Annotated in this window: 16 protein-coding genes; 15 read left to right on the top strand and 1 reads right to left on the bottom strand. The window is 40.9% G+C overall.

Going from position 1 to position 21,270, the window contains the following annotated elements; translation table 11 throughout:
• Positions 1 to 10: 10 nt before the first annotated feature.
• Both xylB and I7804_RS00580 read left to right on the top strand, forming a co-directional pair.
• Positions 11 to 1,489 (top strand): xylulokinase, encoded by a 1,479-nt coding sequence (gene xylB / locus I7804_RS00585; RefSeq protein WP_248404391.1) that lies wholly within the window; start codon positions 11 to 13, stop codon positions 1,487 to 1,489.
• A 13-nt stretch (positions 1,490 to 1,502) separates the two neighbouring features.
• Positions 1,503 to 2,147 (top strand): DUF4867 family protein, encoded by a 645-nt coding sequence (locus I7804_RS00580; RefSeq protein ID WP_248404389.1) that lies wholly within the window; start codon positions 1,503 to 1,505, stop codon positions 2,145 to 2,147.
• Between the two features lie 169 nt (positions 2,148 to 2,316).
• Here the strand turns inward: I7804_RS00580 and I7804_RS00575 are convergent, their stop codons facing one another.
• Positions 2,317 to 4,374, bottom strand: a complete 2,058-nt coding sequence (locus I7804_RS00575) for a methyl-accepting chemotaxis protein (protein WP_248404387.1) — start codon at positions 4,372 to 4,374, stop codon at positions 2,317 to 2,319.
• Between the two features lie 448 nt (positions 4,375 to 4,822).
• Here I7804_RS00575 and I7804_RS00570 point away from each other — a divergent pair, with 448 nt between their 5' ends.
• The 13 genes from I7804_RS00570 to I7804_RS00510 all read left to right on the top strand — a co-directional run bounded on the left by I7804_RS00570 (position 4,823) and on the right by I7804_RS00510 (position 21,234).
• Positions 4,823 to 6,544 carry a methyl-accepting chemotaxis protein gene (locus tag I7804_RS00570; protein ID WP_248404385.1) on the top strand — a complete coding sequence of 574 codons (1,722 nt, stop codon included), beginning with the start codon at positions 4,823 to 4,825 and terminating at the stop codon, positions 6,542 to 6,544.
• A gap of 230 nt (positions 6,545 to 6,774) precedes the next feature.
• Positions 6,775 to 6,921 carry a hypothetical protein gene (locus I7804_RS00565; protein WP_248404383.1) on the top strand — a complete coding sequence of 49 codons (147 nt, stop codon included), beginning with the start codon at positions 6,775 to 6,777 and terminating at the stop codon, positions 6,919 to 6,921.
• 213 nt (positions 6,922 to 7,134) lie between these two features.
• Complete coding sequence (locus I7804_RS00560; RefSeq protein ID WP_248404381.1) at positions 7,135 to 8,016, top strand: hypothetical protein; 882 nt, start codon at positions 7,135 to 7,137, stop codon at positions 8,014 to 8,016.
• A 17-nt stretch (positions 8,017 to 8,033) separates the two neighbouring features.
• On the top strand, positions 8,034 to 9,200 hold the full coding sequence (locus I7804_RS00555; protein ID WP_248404371.1) for a ComEC/Rec2 family competence protein: 1,167 nt from the start codon (positions 8,034 to 8,036) through the stop codon (positions 9,198 to 9,200).
• Between the two features lie 130 nt (positions 9,201 to 9,330).
• Positions 9,331 to 10,575 carry an AAA family ATPase gene (locus I7804_RS00550; protein ID WP_248404370.1) on the top strand — a complete coding sequence of 415 codons (1,245 nt, stop codon included), beginning with the start codon at positions 9,331 to 9,333 and terminating at the stop codon, positions 10,573 to 10,575.
• A 21-nt stretch (positions 10,576 to 10,596) separates the two neighbouring features.
• Positions 10,597 to 11,700 (top strand): metallophosphoesterase, encoded by a 1,104-nt coding sequence (locus I7804_RS00545; RefSeq protein ID WP_248404369.1) that lies wholly within the window; start codon positions 10,597 to 10,599, stop codon positions 11,698 to 11,700.
• Between the two features lie 631 nt (positions 11,701 to 12,331).
• Complete coding sequence (pflB, locus tag I7804_RS00540; RefSeq protein WP_248404368.1) at positions 12,332 to 14,596, top strand: formate C-acetyltransferase; 2,265 nt, start codon at positions 12,332 to 12,334, stop codon at positions 14,594 to 14,596.
• A gap of 176 nt (positions 14,597 to 14,772) precedes the next feature.
• A complete protein-coding gene (gene pflA / locus I7804_RS00535) occupies positions 14,773 to 15,507 on the top strand; it encodes a pyruvate formate-lyase-activating protein (protein WP_110072679.1) in 735 nt (244 codons plus the stop codon).
• 456 nt (positions 15,508 to 15,963) lie between these two features.
• Positions 15,964 to 17,058: a hypothetical protein gene (locus I7804_RS00530; RefSeq protein ID WP_248404367.1), complete on the top strand. Its 1,095-nt coding sequence runs from the start codon at positions 15,964 to 15,966 to the stop codon at positions 17,056 to 17,058.
• Between the two features lie 279 nt (positions 17,059 to 17,337).
• On the top strand, positions 17,338 to 18,747 hold the full coding sequence (locus I7804_RS00525; RefSeq protein ID WP_022753696.1) for a uracil-xanthine permease family protein: 1,410 nt from the start codon (positions 17,338 to 17,340) through the stop codon (positions 18,745 to 18,747).
• Positions 18,748 to 19,032: 285 nt separating this feature from the next.
• Positions 19,033 to 19,986, top strand: coding sequence for a GGDEF domain-containing protein (locus I7804_RS00520; RefSeq protein ID WP_092044571.1), 954 nt, complete (start codon positions 19,033 to 19,035; stop codon positions 19,984 to 19,986).
• Between the two features lie 433 nt (positions 19,987 to 20,419).
• The gene (gene flgM / locus I7804_RS00515) at positions 20,420 to 20,686 is read left to right on the top strand and encodes a flagellar biosynthesis anti-sigma factor FlgM (protein ID WP_022753693.1); all 267 of its coding nucleotides are present in this window, start codon (positions 20,420 to 20,422) and stop codon (positions 20,684 to 20,686) included.
• A gap of 29 nt (positions 20,687 to 20,715) precedes the next feature.
• Complete coding sequence (locus I7804_RS00510) at positions 20,716 to 21,234, top strand: flagellar protein FlgN (protein WP_242829804.1); 519 nt, start codon at positions 20,716 to 20,718, stop codon at positions 21,232 to 21,234.
• The last annotated feature ends 36 nt before the right edge of the window (positions 21,235 to 21,270 follow it).

The following is a 21,270-nucleotide window of genomic DNA, read 5'->3' as shown; positions in this document are numbered from 1 at the left end:
GGAGGGAAAAATGCTTTACATTGGAGTTGATTTAGGTACATCTGCAGTTAAGCTTCTGCTGATGGACGAAAAGGGAGACATTAAGAACATAGTTTCAAAAGAGTATGAACTTCTCTTTCCGCATCCGGGCTGGTCTGAGCAGAGACCTCAGGACTGGGTTGGCGCTGTAAAAGAAGGCATTAAGGAACTTGTTAAGGATGCTGACAAGAGTCAGGTTGCAGGTATCGGTGCAGGCGGACAGATGCACGGACTTGTAGTTCTTGATAAGGATGATAACGTACTTAGACCAGCAATTCTTTGGAATGATGGCAGAACTCAGGGCGAGACAGACTATCTTAATAATGAGATCGGTAAGGATAAGCTTTCTGAGTATACAGGCAATATCGCATTTGCAGGCTTCACAGCACCTAAGATCCTGTGGATGAAGAACAATGAGCCTGAGCTTTTTAACAAAATTGCTAAGATCATGCTTCCTAAAGACTATATCAATTATGTACTTACAGGCGTTCACTGCACAGATTATTCTGATGCTTCAGGTATGCTCCTTCTTGATGTTAAGAACAAGAAGTGGAGTAAGGAGATGCTTGATATCTGCAGCGTTACAGAAGATCAGATGCCAAAGCTCTTCGAAAGTTATGAAGTAGTTGGCACTCTTAAAAAAGATGTTGCCGACGAGCTCGGACTTTCTGAGAATGTTAAGGTATGCGCAGGTGCAGGTGATAATGCAGCAGCTGCTATCGGAACAGCTACTGTTGGAGCAGGTGCTTGTAACATATCTCTTGGTACATCAGGAACTATCTTCATCTCATCAGATAAGTTCAGCGTAGATGACGGTAACTCACTCCATGCATTTGACCATGCAGATGGTAAGTTCCACCTTATGGGATGTATGCTCTCAGCTGCTTCCTGCAACAAGTGGTGGATGGAAGAAATCCTTAAGACTCAGGATTTTGCAGGCGAGCAGGCTCCTATCTCTGATGATAAGCTTGGTCACAACCATGTATATTATCTTCCATATCTTATGGGTGAGCGTGCTCCTCACAATGATCCATATGCAAGAAGCTGCTTCCTTGGTATGACTATGGATTCCAGCCGTGCTGATATGACACAGGCAGTTCTTGAAGGCGTTGCATTTGGTATGAGAGATTCTCTTGAAGCTGCCAAAGCTATGGGCATCAAGGTTGAAAAGAGTATGATCTGCGGCGGCGGAGCAAAGAGCCCTCTTTGGAGAAAGATCTTTGCTAACGTTATGAACATAGAACTCACAATTCCTGAAACAGAGCAGGGACCGGGATACGGCGGAGCTATCCTTGCAGCAGTAGGATGCGGCGAGTACGCAAGCGTAGATGAAGCTGTTAAGAAGCTTATCAAAGTTACAGGTTCTACAAAGCCTGAACCAGAGCTTGCAGCTCTTTACGAAGAGAGATATCAGACATATAGAAAACTGTATCCAGCACTTAAGAACCTTTTTACAGAGATGAAGGGATGATTGGAGGTATTGTATGAAGATTTACAGCGTAACAGACAAAGAATTTGCAAAATACGGCAGAATCGTAAACGGAGTAGAGGTAGATCAGATCCTCAAAACTCTTACAGAGAAGACTCCATGTCCTGAGAATGCTCCTGACTATGTAGCAGAAGAGCCCGAGCTTCAGTCTCTTCCTCAGGCCAAGGTACTTGCTGATACACTCTTTGGCGGTATGCCTGCTCAGTTTGGCTGGTGCAACGGCCATAATACTAAGCTTAACTGCTTCGAGTATCACAGAAGCAGTGAGTTCAATCTTGGAACAGAGGATTTCATACTCCTTGTAGCTACAGAGTCTGATATCGATGAGAACTTCCACATCGATTCTGCAAAGACTATGGCATTCAAGGTTCCTGCAGGAGTACTTGTAGAAGTATATGCAACAACACTTCACTATGCACCTTGCCAGGCATACAAGGACAAGGGCTTTAAGGTTCTTGTAGCTCTTCCTCAGATGACCAATGTTGGAAATGCTATACCTAAGGCAGGATGCCCTGAAGACAGACTCCTTTTTGCCCGCAACAAGTGGCTTATCGCTCATCCTGAAGCTGGAGAAGTTAAGGACGGAGCATTTGCTGGTATCGACGGCGAGAACGTTGATATCAAAGATCTTATTGACTAAAAATATAAAAAAACTTGCGCAAATATACTCTATATAAGTTCAATAAGACATTAAGGCCTTCGGTTTTCCGAAGGCCTTTTTTATGATTGGATGTATCGTCTTTTACAATTAAAAGCCTGCCATTCTAAATTTTTTTAGAATGGCAGGTCTAAAAATGTTTTTGTATTTTTTAGCGAAGCTTAAACTTAGCAACAACACCTGCAAGGTTCCTGGCGATAACTGACTGCTTGCTGGACATATCGGTTACATTATCAACAACTTCGGATACTGTGTTGACAGTATCTGTGATCTCAGATGATCTGGATGCTGTATCCTGAGTAGATTCTGTGATATTCTGGATAGCTGAGCTTACTTCGCTCATAGCACCGTGTATAGTTCCGACCATCTCAGCGATGGATGTTGATGTCTGTCCGAAGGAATCAGCATCAGCGCCGTACTGCTGAGCTACATTAACGAAGTTATCATAGTCAGGTGTAACAGTCTCTTTCAGGAAAGTAAGAAGCTCATTGGTTGCACTAAGAAGATTGGAGAAGGCTTCCTGAACACCTGCTACAGTATTCTGGATCTCACCTACAGCTGCGCCTGTATCACCTGCAAGTTTATTGATCTCTGTTGCAACAACTGCAAATCCTTTACCATGTTCACCTGCACGGGCAGCTTCAATAGAAGCATTGAGCGACAGGAGGTTGATCTGATCAGCTATCTCAGCGATAGAGTCAGCAAGTGATCCGATCTGCTGTACGACATCTGCCTGAGAGTTAGCTGTCTCGATATCTGCTTCACGTTCCTGAGCGATCTGGATAGCATGGTCATAAGCTGATTTTGAGCTCTCTTCAATATCTTTGGCTCTCTTCTGGATATCCTCAGCAAGACCTCTGGATTCATCAGCCTGACTTGCAAGAAGCTGAACTGATGCATTTACTTCTTCGACAGAAGCATTAACCTGCTCTGTGGCAGCTGATGCGCTCATCATAGCATCATTAACGCCTGTCATATTGGACTGGATATTCTGGAATTCATTAGTAAGCTGACTAGCCATGCCTTCAAGAGTAGCACTTGCTTCATCAATTTTTTCAGATTCATCCGATACCTGAGTGATGACGCCCTTGTTGCTTTCATACATCGCATTGAGTGATTCTGCCATCTGACCAAGTTCATCGCCGCTCTTATTATTGATCTTACTAACTGTAAAGTCGCCTTCTGCAAGATGACCTGCAAATGTCTTAACATTATTGACACTCTTGGCAATTATATTAACCAGAAGGAGGATAGCAACAGCACAGAAGATTACTGATACTGCACATATAGCCATAAGAAGATTTCTAGTCTCGATTCTGGATGCGTCAAGTTCTGACTGAGCCAAAGTGATACAAAGCTTCCAGTTAACTTCTGGAATAGTATCGTAGAAGTATATATATTCGCCGTCAGATCCTTCAAATCCGCCTACGCCGCTTTCGTTAGCAAGCAAACTTTCTGCAAGATGTGACATTGAAGGATCATCAGCTATATTAAAAGAAGTTGCAGTTTTGGATTCATCAACATCATATAGATATACGCCCTGTGATGACAGGAGTATAGGATGTGATAATGTACCAAGGGACATGGAAGATACCATGTCCTGGATAGAATTAAGAACTGTATCAACTGTAATACATCCTATGCATTCTCCGCTTGCACTGAATATAGGAGCAGAGCATGTAGCCATGATAGTGCCGCTTGCTTCATCATAGTAAGGATCCGTGATCGATGCATCAAGTGTAGTCATGGATACAGCATTTGTATAATATTCCTGGGTAAAATAATCATACTCCGCATTGGAATATTCATCTGTATATACGATGGTATCTCCATCTTTGTACCAGTAGGGGCCGGCATATTCCTGATTTTTATATACGCCTCTTGCAAACCATATACCGGCACCGGATATTACATCATTGCCCTTTATTACATTACCAAAGATTTCTTCATATTGATCAAGATCTGTATATTCGTAGCTTGTACCAACTTCATTGGACAGAACTGTTGCAGTATTGCGCAGAGTTTCCAATGTTACATTTACAGAATTGGCATTGGCTTTAAGTGTCTGCATAGCCTTGTCTGTAGTCAGATTCTGATATGCGGAAGTGAATCTGGTTACACTAATATAAGTTACAAGTATTAGCGCGATCGCAACAATGGGAAGGATTCCGAGAAGCATTTTCATTCTGAGATTCATTTTTCTAAGCATACATACTCCTTTTGCTCGAATAATCAGAGCTTTTAATAAATATTGGATCCGTGTTTCTGATAAAAAATCGTTTCTGAAAAAAACAGTTATGAAAATAAACAATTGGTATTGGCTAAGGAAAACATGACTTATTCCTCGTAACAATACTTTTTCCATAGATGAAAGATTACATCTACAGAAGATTTGGGATCATAAATAGATGGGTGGTCACACCTACAGAATATTCCAGCTATAGATGAAGCGATTATTTTTGATCATGAATATAGCAAATTTATAAACCAAGTCACTAGTTGTATCGGCATAAAAATATCTTTTAATAAGTTTTTTTTTTTTAAAATATATATGTTAATAAATGCTGATTATAGCCGATAAAAATGATGTATGGATTCTTTAGTTCTTTATATTTCAATCTTTTCTATTCCAGGCAAAAAGGAGCCGGAGGTACATTATGAATATCAAAGGATTAATTGCAGCTGACAAAAATAAACTAAAAAATCAGTCAGTAGCTAGCAAAGTATCAGGGATTTTCAGAAATGCAAGTATAAGATTTGCACTTGTAATTGCTTTTATGGTAGTTACAATAGTTACTGCTGTATGGGGAGTCTATTCTATCTATTCAAGAGATCTTGCAGCTGATAATATTCAGGGTGAGATAAGAATAGATATACAGGCTTTGTCCAAACATTTCCTATGGGCATTGTCCGCAACAACAGATGAAGTAAGAACGTCGGAGCTTGAGAAGATATCAGAAGCGTTCTCTGATTTTAACGGATATAAGGAAGAACTATCCAAGGTTTACGATAATGAGACCATGATCAATCAGTTCTATGAGCATCTTGCGGTAGTAGAATCCAATGGTAAGACACTTGAAGGTATGTTCTCGGACGGACATTCTACCAATGAAGATATCTTCGAGTATTTTGACGGAACTTTATATCCTTCTATTAATGATGTAGCATCTGATCTTAAGACTGTATCCAAAGAGATAGCAGAGCATGGTCAGGCTGTATATACAAGGACACTTATTACCACAGGCGTTTCAGCAGCTCTGTCTTTACTTATAATCCTTACAACTGTTCTATTCATTGCAAGCGGTGGAAGTGCTCTTGCAAAGAGTATAGTAGAACCTGTTGATGAAGTAAGGACTGCTGCTCGTGATATGTCAGAAGGTAAACTTGATATCAACATTGAATACAGGGCTGAAGATGAACTTGGAGAACTTGCTCATGATCTTAGAAAGTCTACCAGATACACTGCTTCTATTGTAACAGATATCAGTGAATCCCTTGGCAGGATGGCAACGGGTGATTTTACCAAAGGAACAGATAATCCCAAGCTTTATATAGGCGATTATACTGCTATCAAGGATGCACTGGAGGATATAGCTGACAGACTATCTACCACGTTAACACAGGTAAGAGAGTCCTCTTCACAGGTATCTGCAGGTGCTCAGAATATGTCAGAAGGCGCTACAGCCCTTGCGGAAGGTGCAACTGACCAGGCAGCAGCGATCCAGCAGCTAACAGCATCTGTTTCGACAGTAACTGAGCAGACGAGAAACGTAGCAGATGCAGCTGAGCAGTCCAATGAGATGGCTCAGAAGGTTAAAGAAGATGTTGATACATCTGCACGTAAGATGCATCTTGTTACAGATGCAATGACCAGGATCACAGAAGCTTCCAAGGAGATAGAGCTTGTTACTAATTCTATAGAAGCTATTGCCAAGCAGACACAGCTCCTTGCACTTAACGCTTCTATCGAAGCTGCCCGTGCAGGTGATGCAGGTAAAGGCTTTGCAGTTGTTGCTGGCGAGATAAGTCAGCTGGCCAACCAGTCATCAGAAGCTGCCAAGAACACGCATCAGCTTATAAGCGATACTATGGATGAGATATCCAATGGTAATGAAGTTGTTGATGAGACCAAGGCTGCCCTTGAACTTGTTGTAGAATCTGTAAATCATGTATCAGAGATGATGACAACATCCGGCAACATGGCCAAGGATCAGGTTACAAGCATGGAGCAGATAACAGAAGGTATCGAGCAGATATCCAATGTTGTATCCAGTAACTCTGCTACCGCCGAAGAGTCCAGTGCTGTATCACAGCAGCTCTCCGAAGAGTCCAGTATGCTCAATGATCTTATTGATAAGTTCAAGGTTAAGAACGGATAAGATACAGATTGATACTTCGCACTTGGACGGTGCAGTATCACTGAAGGCTTTGCAGTAACAGGCAGTATATAGATAATTGCCATGCTGTTAATCGTTTTATAATTCATGGCATGATATCTGGAAATTCCCATTCTGGGGTCCAAACTCGCTTCGCTCAGACATGTGGACCCCGGGCAGAATGGAAATCTCCATCTATCACGCTCATGAATTTAATAAAACGATTAAAAAGCATGGCAATTATCTATATACTGCCTGTTCCTGCAAAGCCTTCAGTGATACTGCACCGTCCAAGTGCGAAGTTTAAGTTGCTAAATAATTCCCCTCTTTACATCTGCGCATTAGAGGCAGCTGCAAGGGGCGGCGTTTTTATTTCTTGAAATATAGCAATATTACCTGTGCTTCGTCCTTTTTATTGTTCGCATAGCAGCTTTTTATGAATACATAGTCGTTTTTGAAAACACATATCAAATTATAGTGCATTTATCTACTAAAAAAGCAAAATACAACTTGTTATTCTTCTGCTATCAGCCTTTTTATAATTTTGGAAAGTGATATTATGGTTTTATACTAAAAATATAAGGGGTATCTCTATGACTATAATTTTAAAAATTCTAAGATGGATAATGGCAGCAGTAATGTGGTTTATGGCTTTGGGATCATTAATAAACGGCGGGCTTGGCATAATAGGAGCGATTCTTTTTGTTATCGTTGGCATTTTGATTTCACCTTTGAGCTCAAAGTACATTTTTCCAAAGTTGCCTAATTTGAAAAAATCACACAAGATAACCGGTGTTGCCGTAATATGGCTTGCTGCAAATGTTTTTCTGGGATTGTCACCAGCAGCAACAAAAACAAATAATGCTGACAAAGCAATGTCCACGGCTGCCGTTTCTGAGGCATCTGTAGAGAGTGTCGACAGGTCGATGGCAGATGTTTCAACCGTAGAAGCATCTGAAGAAGATATAGTAGTAGCTGAGGCATCAACAGATGCATCAATTGAGACATCATCAAATAGCTCTATTGAAGAAAAATCTGTAGAATCAGCTGATAAGAATAAGAAGTCTACAGCATCTTCAACTGTAACAACTGCAAAGAGTACGAAAACTACATCTGTTGCTTCAACTGGCTCTACTACTGAAAGTGCAACCACGGAAACGAAAGCCAATTCAGATGCGGAGAAAACGGTTGCAGAACAAAAAGCAGCAGAAGAAGCGGCAGCTCAGCAAGCAGCAGAAGAAGCGGCAGCAGCACAGCAACCTGATAGTTCTACCGTTGCAAATGGAACAGAAAGTGCTAATGCACTAGAAGTGTTACAAATGGGACCAACGACTGGAGATGTTTGCTGGGTTCCAAGAAATGGTGGGACAAAGTATCATACTAAGTCAACTTGCTCGGGTATGGATGATCCAATATGTACAACCGTTGACACAGCAGAGGCGTGTGGGTTTGAACCATGTAAACATTGCCATTAAAATGTTGAGGAAAGAATATGGTAAGACATAAAAAATGGTCTTTTCTTTTTTTAATATTATCTGCATTTGTATTGTTATTACTAGTTGTATTTATATCCTTGAACTCCGGAGCATCGTTTAACGATATAAATGCCATGGCAGCTTCTTCGGATACTAGTGGTTTTACAGCTACCTTTATTGATGTCGGTCAAGGTGATTCTTCGCTGATAACATGTGATGGTCATTCGATGCTTATTGATGGCGGAACATCAGATCAGTCACAAAAACTATACAGTATTCTGAAATCCCAAAATATAAATCAGCTAGATTATGTTGTTTGTACTCATCCTCATGCGGACCATGCGGGAGGCCTTCCTGGAGCACTTGCTTACGCTAAAGTTGGGACTGCTTTTGCTCCAGTGACAACATATGACAACTCATCATTTAATAAATATGTCAAAGCAGTTGAGAAGCAAGGGAAAAGTATTATTGTTCCTGAAGTTGGGAGTATGTATCCTTTAGGTAATGCAATTATTACTGTTCTCGGACCTACAGATGTTGAGCCATCAATGGATCCTAACGATATATCATTGGTACTACGTATCGATTATGGACAAAATTCATTTCTGTTTTCTGGCGATGCCGAACAGGAAGAGCAGCAGCTTCTTATGTGGAATGAATATGATTTGCTGAATGTTGATGTACTCAAAGCTGCACATCATGGAAGCTCTAACGGGGCTTCTTACGCATTCATCAAAGCAGTATCACCTAGTGTAACTGTTATTTCATGTGGAGTAGGAAACAGTTATGGGCATCCGCATGCAGAAGCACTCGAATTACTGCAACAGTATAATAGTGCATTATATAGGACAGACCTGCAGGGAGACATAGTTATATCCAGTGATGGAACGAATATATCCGTGGCAGTATCAAAAAATGAACTTGCAGCTGTTTGGACTCCAGGCGTGGGAGAAACAGCTTCTGATACGACTACAAGGCAAACACCAGTAGTAGAAGATAACTCAGCTACTACTCAGACAGACTCTGGAGCAACGTATATTGTTAATATCAACACGAAAAAATTCCATCTACCTACATGTCCTTCTGTGAAGAAAATGAAGGAATCCAATAAGATGACATTTACTGGAAGTAGAGAAGATCTTATAAATCAAGGATATGATCCTTGTCAAAATTGTAATCCATAACAAATATTTAAATTTAATCTGCCTCTTGCTATTGTGCCTTAATAGGTAATTGCAAGGGGCAGCGTTTGTTCACGACTGTGAAGATTTATGGTATTATCAAAAGATAATAAGCCAAAAGAGGTATGAATAAATGGATAAAAGGGAAAGAGAAAAATTGGAAGATGTTTTGAATAAGATTCAGAATACGCAAAGCGGTATGCTTGGGGGGCTGTACGGGGATTTTTTTGGAAGTGGGAGTAATACAGGATCGAAAAGCTCTTTTGATAGCAGATTAGATTCTTCGCCCGTAAAGACTCAGGGAGGAATGAACATTTCTTCTGGTACTGAGGATCCTCTTGCGGATGCAAAGAACGCACTTAATGAATTCAATACCAAAGTAAATGAAGCCAGTGCTAATGGGGTAAGGCCTGCTACCAAGGACAAGGTTTCTGATTCAGAAGAAGCGGATGTTAAGAACGAAGAGCCCAAAGAGCCTGAAGAAGATCCAATGGAGACTCTTGATAAGCTTATAGGTCTTGATACTATAAAATCAGATGTCAAGGAACTTACTAACTTCGTTAAGATCCAGAAGACAAGAAAAGATGCCGGTCTTAAATCAGTTCCTGTATCTCTCCATCTTGTTTTTACAGGTAATCCCGGAACTGGTAAGACTACTGTTGCCCGTATTATATCAAAACTATATAAGAATATCGGTGTTCTGTCTAAGGGCCAGCTTGTTGAGACAGACCGTTCCGGACTTGTAGCAGGATATGTAGGTCAGACTGCTATTAAGACTCAGGAGCTTATCAAGAAGGCTATGGGCGGAGTCTTGTTTATAGATGAAGCCTATGCTCTGTCACAAAAAGATGACGCCTTCGGCCAGGAAGCTATAGATACTATACTTAAGGCAATGGAAGATCACAGAGATGATCTTGTTGTCATTGTTGCAGGCTATACAGAGCCTATGGAGAAATTCATAAACTCCAACCCGGGTCTTAAGAGCAGGTTCAATAAATATATCGAGTTCCCTGATTATACAATAGATGAGCTTATGGATATATTCGATATGAACTGCAAGAAATATGACTATGTCATAGAAGATGATACCAAGCAGCATGTCAAGGAGCTTATCTCCCAGAGAAAGCTTGCCTCTAACGGTAACTTTGCTAATGCCCGTGAGATACGAAATCTCTTCGAGGAGATCATAACTAATCAGGCATCAAGGATTGCAGGGATAGAAGACCTTAAGCCGGAAGATATGATGAAGATCACTAATGATGATCTTTTTGATAAAACAGGTGATGCCGATAAAAAAGATGAGCCTGCGCCCAGTAAGTCTAATGATGTAAATGATGATATTGATGAAAAAAATGGAAATAATGAAAATAGTAAATGACTTTGAAATGGAGCTGTTTACATGTGGTTTGCGATATTTATTGTTACTATAGTTATCAGTATTGTAGGTGCTGTTTATCTTATTAATGCAGTCAGTAGATTTAGAGCTTTTACAAGATTTGACAGGAAGTGGCAGCAAAAGCTCAATGCTACGCTTGTTGTTATATTGTGTTTTGCGGGATTTGCAGCCTTCATGGGGATGGTTAATGCTATAACTATTCTTATATACGTGATATTCTTTTTCCTGATATCAGGTCTTATAGTAAGAATTGTAGATAAGGTACACGGTACTAAGAGTAGTAGCGTATCTACTGGCAGATCTAAGGTATATCTTCAAGGGTGGCTTGCAATAGCAGTATCCATCGTCTATCTGTCGGGGGCATATTATATGTGCCACAACGTATGGAGGACTGATTATAACCTAAAAACGGACAAGGATATACAGGATCTTCATATTGCGCTTATCGCAGACTCTCATCTTGGAACCACTTTTGACGGAGAGGGATTTGCTGCTTGGCTTGAAGAGATAGAACAGGCATCTCCTGATATGCTCCTTATAGCAGGAGACTTCGTTGACAATGACTCTGTGCGGGCAGATATGGTCAGAGCATGTGAAGCTTTGGGAACGCTTGATCTTAGATATGGTGTGTTCTTCGTATATGGCAATCATGACAAGCATACATTTGGTGGCAGAGATTTTACCGCACAGGATCTTGAAGATGAGCTTATCAAAAATAATGTACAGATTCTGGAAGATGAGATCGTAACTATTGATAATATATGTATTGCAGGCAGGAAAGACTATATTACAGAGCCAAGACTTGATATTGATGACCTGTTACAGGATGTGAGCGATGATAAGTACATAATAGTACTGGATCATGAGCCTACAGATTATGAGAATGAAAGTGCTAGCGCATCGGACCTTGTAGTATCGGGTCATACTCATGGAGGACAGCTTCTTGCCATTAAATATGTAGGCGAACTTACAGGAGTCAATGACAGGACGTATGGATATGAGAGAATCAGCGATACAGATTTCATAGTAACCTCAGGAATATCAGACTGGGCTCTTGATTTTAAAACAGGCACAAGATCTGAATATGTAATGATCAATGTGAATTAGATTAGAAACATCCCACTTGAGTAGACTGCATGCCCTTGTAAAGACTTTGGGGATGCCGGTCCATTCAAGTGGGATGTTTTAGTTATGAATTGTCAGAATATAACGATTCCTCAGATAGGGCTTTGGAGATATTATATCCACGGTCTTGTTTGGGGGATTTTTTTATATGGAGGCATTGTAAAAGAGTTTCTTAGATAATAAGCGGAAATGGCATAAAAGCCATATAACGTTTATAAAAATACGATAACAAGACTATATTTTGTATAAAATGCACTGATGATGTACGATTAACTATTTCTAACTATTATACAAAATCATACAGAAGCTGTTTTGTTCAAGATTAAAAATATAGAAGTAATAATTTACAGAATATCATAAAAACATAACGAAATTGTATAAAAAAATTGTAAAAGAATTAAAGGAAAAACTCATAAATACAAGGATTTGAGTAAATGTTTAAAAATCTTTGTGCAAAACAGCAGAAAAATATAAAAAAACAGTAAAATGTTGTCTATGTTCTTGATTGACATGTAAATAACAAACATGTTAAAATCACGCCGTTGGTTAAAAATATAACAAATAATTCAGCATGGAAATTTCCATGCATGACGGCACTAGAAGGAGTACCTTTATGCGAGAAGAATGGAGAAGTTTCAAAGGAACACACTGGATTGGAGATATCAATGTACGTGACTTCATCCAGAACAACTACACCCAGTATGATGGCGACGAGTCTTTCCTTGCAGGACCGACTCAGGCTACAGATACATTATGGGGCAAGCTTCAGGAGCTTCAGAAGAAAGAACGTGAGAACGGTGGCGTTCTTGAGTGTGAGACAGAAGTAGTTTCTAGTCTTACCGCTTATGGCCCTGGCTACATCGATGAGCAGACTAAGGATCTTGAGCAGATCGTAGGTCTTCAGACAGATAAGCCTCTTAAGAGAGCATTCATGCCATTCGGTGGAATCAAGATGGCAGAGGAAGCTGCTTCAACATATGGTTTTGAAGTAAATCCTAAATTCCACAAGATCTTCACAGAGTATCACAAGACACACAACCAGGCTGTATTTGATGCTTATACACCTGAGATGAGAGCTGCTCGTCACAGCCACATCGTAACAGGTCTTCCGGATACATATGGTCGTGGACGTATCGTAGGCGACTACAGAAGAGTTGCTCTTTACGGTATTGATCACCTCATCGCTAAGAAGATGGAAGATTTTGACAACTGCGGCGATGGTACAATGACAGATAACGTTATCCGTCAGAGAGAAGAGATCTCTGAGCAGGTTCGTGCTCTTAAGGGCATGAAGGCTATGGCTGCTTCTTACGGTTATGATATTTCACAGCCTGCTAAGAACGCTAAGGAAGCTGTTCAGTGGTTATACTTCGGTTACCTTGCAGCTATCAAGACTCAGAATGGTGCTGCTATGTCAGTTGGCCGTGTATCAACATTCCTTGATATCTACATCAACCGTGATCTCGAAGAGGGAACTCTTACAGAGGAGCAGGCACAGGAACTTATCGACCACTTCACAATGAAGCTTCGTATGGTTAAGTTTGCTCGTATCCCTTCATACAACAACCTCTTCTCTGGTGACCCTGTATGGGCTACTCTTGAAGTTGGTGGACTTGGCGGAGACGGACGTCACATGGTTACAAAGAATGACTATCGTTTCCTTCATACTCTTGAGAACATGGGACCTGCTCCGGAGCCGAACCTTACAGTTCTTTACTCCAAGAGACTTCCTGAGAACTTCAAGAAGTATGCAGCTCACATTTCAGTTGTAACATCTTCTATCCAGTATGAGAACGATGATGTTATGCGTCCTATCTGGGGCGATGACTACTCAATCTGCTGCTGCGTATCAGCTACACAGACAGGTAAGGAGATGCAGTTCTTCGGAGCTCGTGCTAACCTTGCTAAGGCTCTTCTGTACGCTATCAACGGCGGTGTTGATGAGAAGTTCACAGATAAGAACGGTAAGCACATGCAGGTAGGTCCTGCTTATGCACCTATCACATCTGAGTACCTTGACTTCGACGAAGTTATGGCTAAATATGACAAGATGCTTGACTGGCTTGCAGGTCTTTATGTAAATATCCTCAACCTCATCCAGTACATGCACGACAAGTACTACTATGAAGCAGCTGAAATGGCTCTTATCGATACAGATGTACGTCGTACATTTGCTACAGGTATTGCTGGTTTCTCACACGTTATCGATTCACTTTCAGCTATCAAGTATGCTAAGGTTAAGACAATCCGTGATGAGAACGGTCTTGTTATCGACTACAAGGTAGAAGGCGACTTCCCTAAGTATGGTAACGATGATGACAGAGCAGACCAGATTGGTGTAGATCTTCTTAAGTCATTCATGACAAAGATCAGAAAGCACCACACATATCGTGATTCTGAGCCTACAACTTCTATCCTTACTATCACATCTAACGTTGTTTATGGTAAGGCAACAGGTGCTACACCTGACGGAAGAGCAGCTTACACATCATTCGCTCCTGGAGCATCACCATCTTACGGTGCTGAGCAGAACGGACTTCTTGCATCTCTTAACTCAGTTGCAAAGGTTCCTTATGAGTGGTCACTTGACGGTATTTCTAATACTCAGACAATGAACCCTTCAGCTCTTGGACATGATGATGAGGAGAGAGCTAAGAAGCTTGTTGGTGTTCTTGATGGATACTTCGAGCAGGGTGCTCACCACCTCAACGTTAACGTATTCGGTAAGGACAAGCTCATCGACGCTATGGAGCATCCTGAAAAGCCTGAGTATGCTAACTTCACAATTCGTGTATCAGGTTATGCTGTTAAGTTCATCAACCTGACAAAGGAGCAGCAGCTCGACGTTATTGCTCGTACATGTCACGAATCACTCTAATGTGTCGTTATAATAGACTTTAAGAGCGTAAGCTTATAAGAAAAGGACTGCAAGGAAACATAATATCTTTGCAGTCCTTTTTTAAAAACTGAAGGTTCCCACTTGATTTGGGAATAGGATGCGGTATAATTTATTTTCACTGATTAAGTGGGAAGTTTGAGTACAAAGGAGACTAAATGAAAGGCGCAGTACATTCAATTGAAACATTTGGATCTGTAGATGGTCCGGGCATTAGATATATTATTTTCCTTCAGGGCTGCAATATGAGATGCAGATACTGCCACAATGTTGATACATGGGCACCAAAGCGTGAAGACACACAGTTTCTTGATGCAGATGAGCTCTTAGACAAGGCAGAGCGCTACAAGACTTATTGGGGCAATGATGGCGGCATAACAGTAAGCGGTGGAGAGGCTCTTTTACAGATAGATTTTCTTTTAGAGCTTTTTACTAAGGCCAAAAAGCGTGGAATCAATACTTGCATTGATACAGCTCTTCAGCCATTTACAAGACAGGAGCCTTTCTTTTCTAAATTTGAAGAGCTCATGAAGGTTACAGACCTCCTTCTTGTAGATATCAAGCATATTGACCCCGAGGCTCATAAGGATCTTACAGCCAATGATAATGCTAATATCCTTGATGGAATGAGATATCTCTCTGATATTAATAAGCCTATCTGGATCAGACACGTGCTGGTTCCAGGTATCACAGATGATGATGAAGCACTTAGAAAGACAAGAGCCTTCATCGAGACACTTGGTAATGTCCAGAAGATTGAAGTTCTGCCTTATCATAATCTTGGCGTATATAAGTTCAAGGAACTTGGAATCAAGTATACACTTGAAGGTACTCCGGCTCCTTCTAAAGAGCGTGTCGAGAATGCAGAGAAGATCCTTCGCGGACAGATCTGATATTATTAGGCAGTCTGGCTGTATTTGGTAGGGATTTTTTGGTCATAACGAATATAAAAAAAAATTGGGCAGTTCCGATATAAGATATGTAACGATGGAATTATGTTACAGTATTCGAATTGTTGTTGTGGTAATAATTTTTACTAAGGACATCAACGGGTATCTTTGACGGGACGGAGTTCCAGAAGCTAAGGATAGCGTCTTTCACGGAAGATTGTAACTTAAATTTTTGTGGAGGCGCTTTTTTGATGCGTTCAATTAGAAAGCACATCCCTGTACTTCTAAGAATGCGCTTATTACATCCTTGTAAATGGCGCATAGAAGTACATCCCTGTACTTCTGAGAATGCGCTTATTACATCCCTGTAAATGGTGCATAGAAGTACATCCTTGTACTTCTGAGAATGCGCTTATTACATCCTTGTAAAGCACCTCCGGAAAGACATGAGGCGTTATTATGAGAATTGCAGCAAGTAGTATTGAACTAAGTAGTAAGCATGAGCATACTACTTACAGATCTCAGGATGTGATGAAGCCCTTTGGACTATCATCAGGTCTTAATCTGACGAGTAAGGAGGAAAAAGCTGAAAAGATCAGGGATACGTATGTAAGGTCTGACGAAGATAAGAAGCTTTTAGACGTGGACAATTCAGGACGTTATATGAATCCGGGAGCTTATCATGACATTGAAGTTAAAGATCCTATAGTCAAAACTAAGGAGGATAATCTTAGTTCAATGGATATGATCCATGTTCATCTTCTTAGGATCATACTTCAGCTCGTCCAGAATCTTGGCGGGAAAGGCTGGGATTCTTTTTCCAGAAATATATCTAATCAGTTAAATGCGATATCTGATGGCAATGCGGGGCTTTTTAGAAGTGCAAGCTCGTATTCTCTTACAAGCTATGAAGCAGAAGCTACCGAGTTTAGTGCTGCAGGAAGAGCAGTAACAGAAGATGGAAGGATCATAGATTTTGATGTTAACTTTGGAATGTCCAGAGAGTTTATAAGCTATTCTGAGCTTAATCTTGGAGCTATGCAGGGATTTTTAATGGATCCTTTGGTAATACATGTAGGAAACGATGTCAGTGAGATATCAGATCAGTCGTTTTATTTTGACCTAGACTTTGATGGCAAGAAGGAGAACGTCAAGATGCCGGGGCAGGGCTCAGGATTTCTGGCAATGGATAGAAACGGCGACGGCGTAATAGGTGATGGAAGCGAACTGTTTGGAGCAGCGACAGGTGACGGCTTTGGCGAACTTCGCGAGCTTGACGAGGATCATAACGGCTGGATAGATGAAAATGACGAGAATACCTGGGCAGCCCTTAAAGTCTGGATCAAAGATGATAGCGGAAGAGATGAACTTCTAACATTGAAAGAAGCAGACGTAGGAGCTATATACCTTGGCGAAGTCGGAACAGAGTTTTCTACATATTCTAAAGATATGTTAAGCAGCGGCATTAATGGCGTAGTAAGATCATCGGGTGTATTCCTTCATGAAGACGGACAGGCAGGCATCATACAGCACGTGGATCTGGCATATTCCTGATACTGACTGATATTAAGAATAACAACTAATAGTATAAGAAAGATAGAGATCCGGGCAGGTTCGATAGTTTTGAATCTGCTCGGATTTTTTTAAAAAAACTTCCCACTTTGCTGGTGATATATTCTGTTTGCCTTGGCGAGATTTTCTCGGATATGTCACCGGCAAAGTGGGAAGTAAACTTGATAAAATTTAAGTTGAAATTATAAAAATGTCCGTTATAATATATTTGAGTTTGAACAAGTAGTCAAACATTATTCAACAAATATAGGGAGGATAAATATGGGTAAAAATACCAAAACCTTTGACGAGCCCATCTATGACGCTCGTACGCTGGGAACCGGGCGAATGCTGGTTCTGGGAATTCAGCACATGTTCGCGATGTTCGGAGCAACAGTTCTTGTTCCTATTATTACCGGTCTTGATGTATCGACAACACTTCTATTTGCAGGTCTTGGTACACTTCTTTTTCATCTTATTACAGGACGTAAGGTTCCTGCTTTTCTTGGTTCTTCATTTGCTTTCCTTGGTGGTTATGCCGCAGTAGCACCGCTTCTTAGCGATGGTTCTTCTAATAAAGAGTTACTTCCGTACGCATGTTTTGGTGTTGCTGTTTCCGGTCTTTTATATTTAGTTCTTGCATTTCTCTTTAGGACTTTTGGTGCAGGAAGAGTCATGAAGTTCTTCCCTCCTGTTGTTACAGGTCCTATCATCATTGCTATTGGTCTTAATCTTGCCCCATCTGCTATTAACAACTGTGCTGATAACTGGAACTGGATCCCTGCTATAACAGCTATTGCAATAGTTATCTGCTGCAATATCTGGGGTAAAGGTCTTGTAAGAATAGTTCCTATCCTTTTGGGAGTTCTCGGTTCATATCTTGTATCAGCTATAATGGATGCTCTTGGAGTTGAGATGATCGACTATTCACAGGTTGCAAGTGCTGCATGGATTGGCTTCCCTGTTCATTTTGACAATACAGTATTTTCACTCTTTGCTAAGGGCTTTGATTCAGGCGTTCTTATCACAGCAGTTATCACTATCGTACCGATCGCGTTTGCTACTATGATGGAGCATATCGGTGATATCTCAGCTATATCATCAACAACAGGTCGCAATTATATCAAGGATCCTGGGCTTCACAGAACACTTATAGGTGACGGTCTTGCTACAACTATTGCATCACTTTTCGGAGCCCCTGCCAATACAACTTATGGAGAGAACACAGGAGTTCTTACTCTTACTAAGGTTTATGATCCGCTTGTAATAAGAATTGCAGCTGGATTTGCTGTACTTATGAGCTTTTGCCCTAAGTTTGCAGCTATCATCGAGACAATGCCAAGCGGCACAATAGGTGGTATCTCACTTGTTCTGTATGGTATGATCTCTGCAGTTGGTATCAGAAACCTTGTTGAGACACATGTAGATTTCTCTAAGAGTAGAAACGTACTTGTAGCTGCTATGATCATGGTTCTTACAATCGGAATCAGCTATTCATCAGCAGGATCACTTCCGCTTCCTTTTGGCGGAGTATCACTTTCAGGTCTTGCAACAGGTTCACTTGTAGGTATCCTTCTTAATGCAGTACTTCCGGGCAAGGACTACAAGTTCGAAGATGAGCTTCCTAATCCAACAGGTGTAGACTTTGAGATGACTCAGGGTGAATCTGATAATATGGGCAAAGCTCAGTAATGATTTTTGGGATTTTTAATATAGGCTTCCTGCTTTTAAAGTAGGAAGCTTTATTTTTTAAAAAATTTCAAAAAGGGGTTAAGTATTTTCAAAATCATCCGATAATCTTTCTGTATAGGGGTTTTATGGAACGACTGTAAAAAGGGTAATATCAGTTGCTGATAATAAGTGGCAGTAAGAGTTCGAATACAGACTGTTACATGACAAAAGCATCTGATTGCAGTCGGACTATGCCGGGGGACTGGGATCAGGAGGATCCTGCCGGCGGGAAGGGTGAAAACCGGTATGGAAGAGAATTATTATTATGTCATATTCCGTCTGTTCGGAATAGGACTGTCTGCGATGATTCTGGCTAATATCAAAAGAAATCACTCCAACAAAAGAAAAGCAAGAAACTACCTAAAGATTCTGATTCTATGCCTTTTTCTCCTGGGAACAGATCTGATAGGTCATTTTTTTGAAGATGCGGATAAAGCCTTTTTCAGGATACTTGATAAGGCATTTAGTGGACTGTATATTGTGGTGTTTGCGGTAATAGCGGTGTATATGATAGTCTATGCCTACAGTTTTCTGGATATAGAAATACACCTGCGAAACAGGACTTTGAAGAAAATTCTGGAAGACGGAGTATGTCTTATTCCATCTGCGGTTCTGGGTATTATAGCTTATATTGATAAGACGCAGTCACTTACAATAGCAACACTCCTTTTATACATGGTGGCACTTTATAACGATAATCAGAATGAGCTTATATCACTTGATCCTCTTACCAGGCTTAATAACCGAAATGAGCTTACAGGATATCTGTGGTACAAACTTTCGACTCCTATGAGGGGGAGAATCTGTATCCTGATGATGGATATGAACAGATTCAAGTCTATCAATGATACCTACGGACATGTAGAAGGTGATCGGGCTCTTATCGCTGTAGCTTCCTGTCTTAAGAAAGCCTGCGGAGGTGTCCCCGGAAGACCATTTATAGCCAGATACGGCGGAGATGAGTTTATAGTTGTAATGGAGACAGAATCTGATCTTGATGCAGAGCATCTGTGTGATTATATCCATATGACTCTGGCTGTTGAGAATCATAGGCTTAAAAAGCCATACAATCTTAGTATATCCATCGGCTGGGTGCGCAATGAACAGAACAATCGTTCTATCAAAAAGCTCCTTCGCCGTGCAGATATAGAGCTTTATGAAAAGAAGCGTCAGTTCAAAGAAAGAGAACGTACTGCATGATCGTTGATGAAAAAGATATCTTTTTTATCAGGGAAATAATATTTCCTAAAGGAGGAGGTTATGCAGTATCAAGGGGAAAGGAGGATTAGCCGTAATCGGCGAACGTATAGCCTATAAGACAAAAATAGCAAGGAAACGATCACGAAAATGTAGCGTTTCCCTATGGTTTGAATAGGGAGGAAACCGAAGGCTATTAAAAGTGTAGTATTTAGGGACCGTAATCCAGCGCGGAAATGTTCAAATGTAACAAACTTGCCTAAATGCACTAAAATAATACCTTCACAGTCTAAAGTTAATTGGGGTTCGACCGATAAATGTAGTAGAAATAGAAGTAGGGTTCGCGTTGGAGACAAGGAGGTCAGCGAGCTACCGGCCGGGCGCAAAGCCAGGCACACAATGAGGTCCAAAAGAACTCCCCAGAAAGGAGAAAGCAATGCGTATTGAAGCTTACAACCAGATACAACAGGTTTATAACACAAAAAAGGTACAGCACACTGGAAAGACCGAGAAGGCAACAAAGACAGATAATGTCCAGATTTCTTCATTAGGTAAAGATATCCAGGTTGCTAAGCAGGCAGTGAAGAATGCACCTGACATTAGAGAAGACATCGTTGCTCCTCTAAAACAGCAGGTACAAAACGGCACATACGATGTCAGCGCAGATGATTTTGCTGATAAGATGCTTGCAGAATTTGCATAAAGATTAAAAAAGCGTAAGGAGATAACCCCATGGCTAGTCTGATGGAAGATCTGATAGAGGTTTTGAATCAGGAATGTACAGCATATGACGAGCTTTTGGGATTATCGAGTAAGAAGACACCGGTAATTGCAGCCGGAGATCTCGAGAAACTTTCGCAAATCACGGATGAGGAGCAGATCGCCGTTGGTAAGATCCAGAAGCTGGAAAAGCGCAGGGTCGAAGTAATGACGGATATTGCTAATGTATTGAACAAGGATGTCAAGACATTGAAACTGACCGAATTGGTTCGTATGCTGGATAAACGGCCATCGGAGCAAAAACAACTGGCACAGGTAAGAGATAAGCTTAAGAGTATCTCACAACATGTCAGGATTGTTAACAGCCAGAATCAGGAACTTCTAGAAGGGTCTCTTGAAATGGTTCAGTTCGAAATGAACATCCTGCAACAGGCAGGCAGTGCTCCTGAAACCGCTAATTATGACAAAACAGCAGGAACCATGGGTTCCCTTATAGGAACAAACTCGGGCAGATTCGATGCCAGGCAGTGACCACCACTTAATGTGATCAGTGCCGGACGTTTCACT

It is taken from the genome of Butyrivibrio fibrisolvens (assembly GCF_023206215.1).
Taxonomy (GTDB): domain Bacteria; phylum Bacillota; class Clostridia; order Lachnospirales; family Lachnospiraceae; genus Butyrivibrio; species Butyrivibrio fibrisolvens_C.
The sequence above is the reverse complement of the archived record's forward strand: the minus strand, read 5'-3'. Positions and strand labels throughout refer to the sequence as shown.